Below are 6,891 nucleotides of genomic sequence, written 5' to 3'. Positions count from 1 at the left end.
CTTTTCTGGCGACAGTTGCGAAGTGGGCAATTATTGTTTTTGGGCTTCTTGCCGCGCTAATTCAGCTAGGGATCGCAACGTCTTTGGTCAATACGATTTTTATGGGACTAATCGCAGCGATTTCTTTGGCTTTTGGATTGGCATTCGGAATTGGCGGGAAAGAAGAAGCAGGATTAATTTTGAAGAAAATCAGAGAGGATTTGACAAGGTAAAGCATCTGAATTTTGAGAAAGGGAGTTCTCGCAGGGGAGCTCTCTTTTTTTTAAAATTATTTCACAGGTGAATTGTCATATTTCTAAAAAATGGTATAATAGAAAAATGAGTATTGATTTACTGGGAAAAACAATAGGAGAAAAAAAAGAAAAACAAGAAAAAAAATGGCCGAATGTTTTGTTTTTTGCTGTTTTCGGGCTTTTGATTTTCGGTTCAGTTGCATTTACTTATTACCGGATAGTAATGGCGCGCGATTATTTCATTACAGCCGAGGCTGATTGCGATCCGACAATTGAAAAATGTTTTATTTATGTCTGTGATCCGACGGCGGAAGAAGAATGCACCGGAAATCCGGAGGAAGATACTTGGTATTATAAAATGACAATTTTCTCCGAAGCTATGCTTCGGGAGGGCGTAATGATATCATGAGAGCATGTCCGAACACATAAAAAAATCTCACAACGTATCACTACTAATCTATCATTTGGTATGTCCAGCTAAGTATCGAAGAAAAGTATTTGAAGGAATCGAAGGAGTTGAAGAAGAATTGAAAAACATATGCCAAGAAATTGAAGATTGCTACGATATCCATTTTCTCGAAATTGGAGCAGACAAAGATCACGTTCATTTCCTCATCCAAAGCGTTCCGATGATATCACCAACGAATATAGCCAAGATAACGAAAAGCATCACCGCAAGGATGATTTTCAAGAGGAAACCAGAAGTGAAAAGAATGCTATGGGGAGGGCAATTCTGGACAAAAGGATATTACATCAGTACCGTCAGTAAAAACAGAACAGAAATCGTAGTCAGCGAATATGTAAGAAATCAAGGACTAGAGTATAAACAAATTTATAGAAATCAACGCAAGCTGTTCGAAGGTATTTAATACCTCGTCAGCTTGCTGCGAGGTATTTTATTAATAAAAAGAAAAGCTTTCAATGTTCCGCTTTGCGATCCGAATGTTGATGAAAGTTGTGAAGCTTTAATTTGTTCCGAAGGCGAGAAGGATTGCAGCTACGAACTTTGCGCGGAAGGAAATGCGGACGGAATTGAATGCAATGATCCGGAGCAGTATAATATTGATAATCCGGCCGATGAAGAAGAGGAAACTGCTTGTAAAGAAGGGGATGAGGAATGTTTGCAATCAGAGGAAAGCGATTGTGAGGAAGGCGATGAAGCTTGTCTTTTGGAGGAAGAGGCTTCTGATGAAGAAAGCTTGTCTGCAGAAGAGGCGCCTTGCGATTCCGAAACGGAAGATTGCATCGATAGTGCGGTTCCAACGGATTCGACGGATGAAGGGGCAGGAGAATGATAAAAATAGCAATAAAATTTTCAAACTTTATACTAAAAACCCCTTATTTAAGGGGTTTGATGTTTTCATTTGACAGGATGGGATTTTAGGAGTATAATGTACCATTGGTCTAAAACGGCCAAATAGTTCTCAAAAAATTTAGAAAAAATCCCAAGGAGGGGAATATGAAAAGATTGATTGCTGTAATGGCGGTATTGGCATTTTTTTTCTCAGTAGGAATTTCTTCCGCTGAGGAGAAAAGTAAGGTAAGTTGGCGGGTCATCGGTGATGCTTCAGTCAGCATACATAACAAGTATGCCGACGAAATTACCGGGGAAATGTACTACGATAACCCGATATCGACCCAATCTGCAACTGTGGGAGTCGAAAAAGAAAATACTGGCCTGTATATTAAAGCGGAGAATTATGCTCCGTTAAGACACGAGCCGAAAGAAACAGATGTTTATTTTGGCTTCTACACAGAAGCCTGTGGAATGGAATTTGATGTCGGATTTGCGCATTATTGGATGCGTGAAAAAGGGGAAATTGACTACAACGCTATTTATGGTGAAGTTAATTTTCCTGAGGTTATTTGGGGAATTGTTCCCTTCCTCAAGGCAGAGTATCGTTTCGCTACCCAGAAAGAATGGGTAGAAGACGAAGAAGGGAATGAATACTCGAATTCCCTTGACGGATTCGCCTACTACGGCGGATTCAAGAGGGAATTTAAGGTTACCGAAAAGGTTTCCTTGAATGTCGAGGTGGGTGCTGGTGGAAACACTGGCATCTATGGAGGTCAGGCCGAGAATCTGGCATATGCCAGAGAGAAGGTTGAGGTTTCAGTCGAATTGATTGAAAACCTGAACCTCAAAATTGCTGGGATGACCCAGCAAAATCTCGGCCGGAAAGACGGAATTTCTTCCAGGACAGACAAACCTTTCGTAGGCGCGTCTATCGTATGGAATTTTTGACAAAGCGGGCTGGAGTTGCGAAAACAATCGTAATTCCAGCCCTATTTTTTAACTGTAAACCTAGCTTTTAAATAATTTGTTTTTATTATATAATTAAAAATATGAAAAATGACAATCCTGATGGTATTCACTATCTTATTGAATTTTTTGGTTGTGGCAAGGAACAAATAAATTCAGTGGACTTTTGGAAGGAGGCCTTAAGCAATTCCGTAAAAGGAACTTCAATGGAAATCTTGCATAGTTATTTCCATGAATTCAAACCATGTGGCATCACGGGATTTATTTTGCTGTCTTCGTCTCATATTTCTGTGCACACATGGCCAAACAGGGATTATGTTGCTTGCGATATTTTTACATGTGCAACTGAAGAGGAAACTAATATTGCATTTGAGAGATTAAAGAAAGAAGTTTCTCATAAACACATGAATTCGCAGAAAATAAACAGAGGGTATCAGTTTCTGAATCTTCCTATTTTTTGTAACGGCGAACAGATGAAACTGGAGATAAAGGAAATTTTATATGAAAAAGAAACATCAGCCGGACAAAAAACAATTATTGTTGATTCGGTAGATTATGGAAAATGTCTGATTATTGATGATGTAATGCAAACTGCTGAATCTGATCATAGAATATATGATCAAGAAATGCTTAAATTTCTTAGAAAAACTGACAAGAATGTTCTAATTTTAGGCGGTGGCGATGGATATATAGCTCAAATGGCGTTAGAGAAGAATCCTAATCTTAAGATAAGAGTAATTGATCTTGATATTGAAATTGTTAAATGCGCCAAAAAATATTTAGATCAAAAAATATTTGATAGTAAAAAGGTAGAATTATTTATTGGTGATGCATTGCATTTTCTGAAAGTGACGAAAGAAAAATACGATGGTATTATTTGTGATTTGACAGATGCTCCAATTGGAACAAAAAAAGAAGAGAAGGAGTTTAGGGGATTTTTTGAAAAAATAATATCTTTTTCTGAAAGTAGGCTTGAAGAAGGTGGATGGATAAGTGTGCAAAGTGGAGCATCAAGCGTTGCGGCGGGATTTGTTGATGAATCTAGTATTATTGAAAAAATATTAAAAGGAAATAGTCTTAAATATATTACGCGTTCAGATGTTTTTATCCCTAGTTATGGGGAAAGTTGCGCATTTTTGTTTGGAAAAAAGTGAAATATAGGATGCTTTTTACGCTATTAAAGTGGGTTTTCTTCTACTTTTTTCTTTTATTTAAGCCGTTTTTATCCTTGACAAAATTCAAATTTAGGAGTATAATACAAGGTTGGCATGAAATAAGGCCAATAAGTTCCTAAAAAACACAAGGAGGTGTCGCTATGACGACGCGCGAAAGGTTTTTAAAACTTGCCGCGGTTGTCGCGGCGCTTGCAATAATTTTCCTTCCTAAAGAAGTTTTTTTAATTCTTTGGAAGAAGGTTGTCTGGCTTGTTGTTTTTTCCAATGTGGCATTAATGGCAAGCGGGTGGGAAGATTTTGCTACCAGGGTATCGATACTAATTCCTCATACTGGAGCAATATTGAAATTTTTGGTTATCAACAGGATATTATCATCAATATCTTTGTTTGTAGATGCTTTAATGATCTACGTCGGAATCAAATGGGGAATTGTTTCTATGTTTTTGGTGGGGACTGCCGTTTTCTTTTTTGCTTGCATGATGGTGATCTGGCTTTACGGCATCTCCATGAAAAAGGGTTATGATTTTCTTCTCATCAATGAGGTCAGGGAGCTTAGAAATCTTGATGAATTTGGTGAGAAAATAGACAAATTCACGAAGTGGATTATGAAGAGCAGCGGACTTTTATTTTGGATAGGCAGTCTATGGATTGAGTCAGACATAATCACACTAATTATGAGAAAAAAGGACTACATCAGCTTCGAAGAAACTCTTAAGATTACTCTTCCTTCGGTCGTGTGGTGTATCGGATTTTGGTCGATTATATTCTATCTAGGAATTTTGGGATATGAATTTTTCGATCAGTTCATCTCAATTTTCTCGGTAGTGTTCTATTTTACAGTTTTGGGATATGAATACTACAAGTGGCTTAGGCAATAGCACCGCTAGAGATTAACATAATCTCAGGCGGTGTTTTATTTTTATTAAAATTATTGTATAATTATATTAAGACATAACGTCATTGGCAGTCGATTTATTATGAGAAAAGAATTACTGAAAAAATTTAGTAAGCATTGTAAGGAATGTAATGGGTTGTGTTGTAAACAAGCTGAATTTACTGTTTTCGATTGGGAATTAAGAAACATTCCTATTGATAAAAAATTACTAAAAATTAGAAAGAATTGGGGGAATAAAGGAAAATCAAAAGATATAAAAATAGAGAGAATAAGCATGGGAGGAAAATGCAATTTTTTAGGCAACAATGGTTGCATATTGAAAATTAATATTAGGCCATTGGATTGCATAAGTTATCCTGTTTTTCCTGTAATTAAATATGGCAGAGATGAGAAAAAAGAAATTTATGGCATGATGGTTCATAAAAGTTGTCCATTTTCAAAGAAAATATCTAAGGATAAAAATCTTTTAAAATCGGTGAGGCGTTACTGGGAGATAGAGTTGAAAAAAATAAAGAAAAAAGATATTCGTGACTGGTTTGGAGATAAGAGAAATTACTGGTTAGATAAAAACATAATAAAAATAAAAATATGATAAACTCTATATTTTGCGACGGTGCAGCAACGAAATATATATTTTATTCCCAAGATATTCCTCAATATATTTATTTTATATTCCTTCCTTCTATTATCGTTACCTTTTTACTTGGTCTATTTGTTTTTTTAAAAGACAGAAAGAATAAATCTATAAGAGTATTTTTTGTTTTGACTATAGCAATGACCTTGTGGATGGTTTCTATGCTTGGTAATTGGGCGCAAAATGATTCGAGACTTTCAGTATTTTTTGATGAATTCAATATAATCGTCGGAATTATTCCATCAATTTTTATTTATTTTATTATTATCAATTTTTATAAAAAAACTCCTTCATTTTTAGCAAAGGTTGCTATATTCGTTCCTCTTTTGCCTTTATTTTTTCTTCTTCCAAATAAAATGAATGTTGAGTATATTGATCTTGCATGGTGCGAAACGACTTCTGGAAAAATATATTGGTATGTGACTTCTCTTCTGATAATTTATACAGTTTTAGCCCTGTATTTACTTATTAAAAAAATCAAACAAACTTCAGATATAAATTTGAAAAAGCAAACATTATTTGTTTTATTAGGATTTTTAATTTGGACTATAGTGAGTGTTGGCATGGGAATAATTGCTCCTCGTTTGGGATATCCTACTTCTACTTTGTGGGCTCCTGTTTCATGCTTACTTTTTACCGGACTAGTTACTTGGTCAATAATTAAATATAAATTTCTTAATATCAAAACAATTACTGCTCAAGTCCTAACTATAGTAATTTGGATTTTAATTGGTTCTCAATTCTTTTTTATTCAGAATCCAACAAATAGAATTTTAAATATGATAGCCCTTGCTCTTTCAGTTATTTTCGGAATAATGCTGATTAAATCAATAAAGGAAGAAGTCCGAAGAAAGGAAGAGCTTCAGGAAATAACCGAGAAGCTGGCGGTTGCCAATGATGAGCTTCGAAGGCTGGATAATGCCAAGTCGGAGTTTATTTCCATCGCATCGCATCAGCTCAGGACTCCGCTCACTTCCATTAAGGGTTATGTGTCGCTTATTCTTGAAGGCACCTATGGAAAGATCGAGCCATATATAGCTGATCCTTTGAACAAGATTTACACTTCCAATGAAAGGCTTATTCAGCTGGTTGAGGAATTTTTGAATGTTTCAAGGATTGAGTCGGGAAGAATGGAATTTATGTTTGAGAAGTGCAGAATAGAAAATATAGTAAAAGATTTGTATGACACATTCTCGGTTATTGCAAATGGCAAAGGACTTTATCTGCATCTGGATCTTCCTCAAAATCCGCTTCCTGAGATTGAAATTGATAAAGGAAAAACTCGGGAAGTTATTTCTAACTTAGTTGACAATGCTCTCAAGTATACCAAGCGAGGCGGAGTAAAAGTTAAGGTTGAACTTCTAATCAACAGAACTTGGAACGTGTCCCATACGGGAAGCAGTTTTGAAACGCTTAGAGGTAATTTGGTGAAAATTTCAATTTCGGATACTGGGCTTGGAGTTCCGGAAACCGAACGTCCTTATTTGTTTTCCAAATTTTCCCGCGGGAAAGATACCAGCCGTTTGCATGTCGGGGGTACCGGGCTTGGACTTTATGTCGGCAAAAACATAATCGAGGCCCAGCACGGAAGAATTTATGTCGAATCTGAAGGAGCGGGAAAAGGGTCGAAGTTTATCGTAGAATTGCCGATTGTCCAGCCGAAAGGGTAGGGTTGTAGTTTTTAGGTTATA

The 6,891-nt window shown here is 36.2% G+C and carries 9 protein-coding genes; all 9 read left to right on the top strand.

Annotation, left to right across the window (positions count from 1 at the left end; genetic code table 11):
* The coding region (locus WC906_04750) for a hypothetical protein (GenBank protein ID MFA5777722.1) at nt 1-212 on the top strand (212 nt) is incomplete at its 5' end.
* Nucleotides 213-318: 106 nt separating this feature from the next.
* Nucleotides 319-642, top strand: coding sequence for a hypothetical protein (locus WC906_04745; protein MFA5777721.1), 324 nt, complete (start codon nt 319-321; stop codon nt 640-642).
* A gap of 4 nt (nt 643-646) precedes the next feature.
* On the top strand, nt 647-1,102 hold the full coding sequence (gene tnpA, locus WC906_04740; protein MFA5777720.1) for an IS200/IS605 family transposase: 456 nt from the start codon (nt 647-649) through the stop codon (nt 1,100-1,102).
* Between the two features lie 12 nt (nt 1,103-1,114).
* Nucleotides 1,115-1,528, top strand: coding sequence for a hypothetical protein (locus WC906_04735; GenBank protein ID MFA5777719.1), 414 nt, complete (start codon nt 1,115-1,117; stop codon nt 1,526-1,528).
* Between the two features lie 164 nt (nt 1,529-1,692).
* Complete coding sequence (locus WC906_04730; protein ID MFA5777718.1) at nt 1,693-2,478, top strand: hypothetical protein; 786 nt, start codon at nt 1,693-1,695, stop codon at nt 2,476-2,478.
* A gap of 101 nt (nt 2,479-2,579) precedes the next feature.
* Nucleotides 2,580-3,650 carry an adenosylmethionine decarboxylase gene (gene speD / locus WC906_04725; GenBank protein MFA5777717.1) on the top strand — a complete coding sequence of 357 codons (1,071 nt, stop codon included), beginning with the start codon at nt 2,580-2,582 and terminating at the stop codon, nt 3,648-3,650.
* 161 nt (nt 3,651-3,811) lie between these two features.
* Nucleotides 3,812-4,549, top strand: coding sequence for a hypothetical protein (locus WC906_04720; protein MFA5777716.1), 738 nt, complete (start codon nt 3,812-3,814; stop codon nt 4,547-4,549).
* Between the two features lie 99 nt (nt 4,550-4,648).
* Nucleotides 4,649-5,158 carry a YkgJ family cysteine cluster protein gene (locus tag WC906_04715; GenBank protein ID MFA5777715.1) on the top strand — a complete coding sequence of 170 codons (510 nt, stop codon included), beginning with the start codon at nt 4,649-4,651 and terminating at the stop codon, nt 5,156-5,158.
* Nucleotides 5,155-6,870 (top strand): HAMP domain-containing sensor histidine kinase, encoded by a 1,716-nt coding sequence (locus WC906_04710; GenBank protein MFA5777714.1) that lies wholly within the window; start codon nt 5,155-5,157, stop codon nt 6,868-6,870. The genes WC906_04715 and WC906_04710 overlap by 4 nt, the downstream gene beginning before the upstream one ends.
* Nucleotides 6,871-6,891: the final 21 nt, after the last annotated feature.

Source organism: Parcubacteria group bacterium, assembly GCA_041657845.1.
Classification (GTDB): Bacteria; Patescibacteriota; Minisyncoccia; order Moranbacterales; family JAKLHP01; genus JAKLHP01.
The sequence above is the reverse complement of the archived record's forward strand: the minus strand, read 5'-3'. Positions and strand labels throughout refer to the sequence as shown.

Bases quoted from the DNA above. Each gene is read 5' to 3' on its own strand.
- tnpA (MFA5777720.1), top strand. From the start codon at position 647: ATGTCCGAACACATAAAAAAATCTCACAACGTATCACTACTAATCTAT.
- WC906_04715 (MFA5777715.1), top strand. From the start codon at position 4,649: ATGAGAAAAGAATTACTGAAAAAATTTAGTAAGCATTGTAAGGAATGT.
- WC906_04745 (MFA5777721.1), top strand. From the start codon at position 319: ATGAGTATTGATTTACTGGGAAAAACAATAGGAGAAAAAAAAGAAAAA.
- speD (MFA5777717.1), top strand. From the start codon at position 2,580: ATGAAAAATGACAATCCTGATGGTATTCACTATCTTATTGAATTTTTT.
- WC906_04730 (MFA5777718.1), top strand. From the start codon at position 1,693: ATGAAAAGATTGATTGCTGTAATGGCGGTATTGGCATTTTTTTTCTCA.
- WC906_04710 (MFA5777714.1), top strand. From the start codon at position 5,155: ATGATAAACTCTATATTTTGCGACGGTGCAGCAACGAAATATATATTT.
- WC906_04720 (MFA5777716.1), top strand. From the start codon at position 3,812: ATGACGACGCGCGAAAGGTTTTTAAAACTTGCCGCGGTTGTCGCGGCG.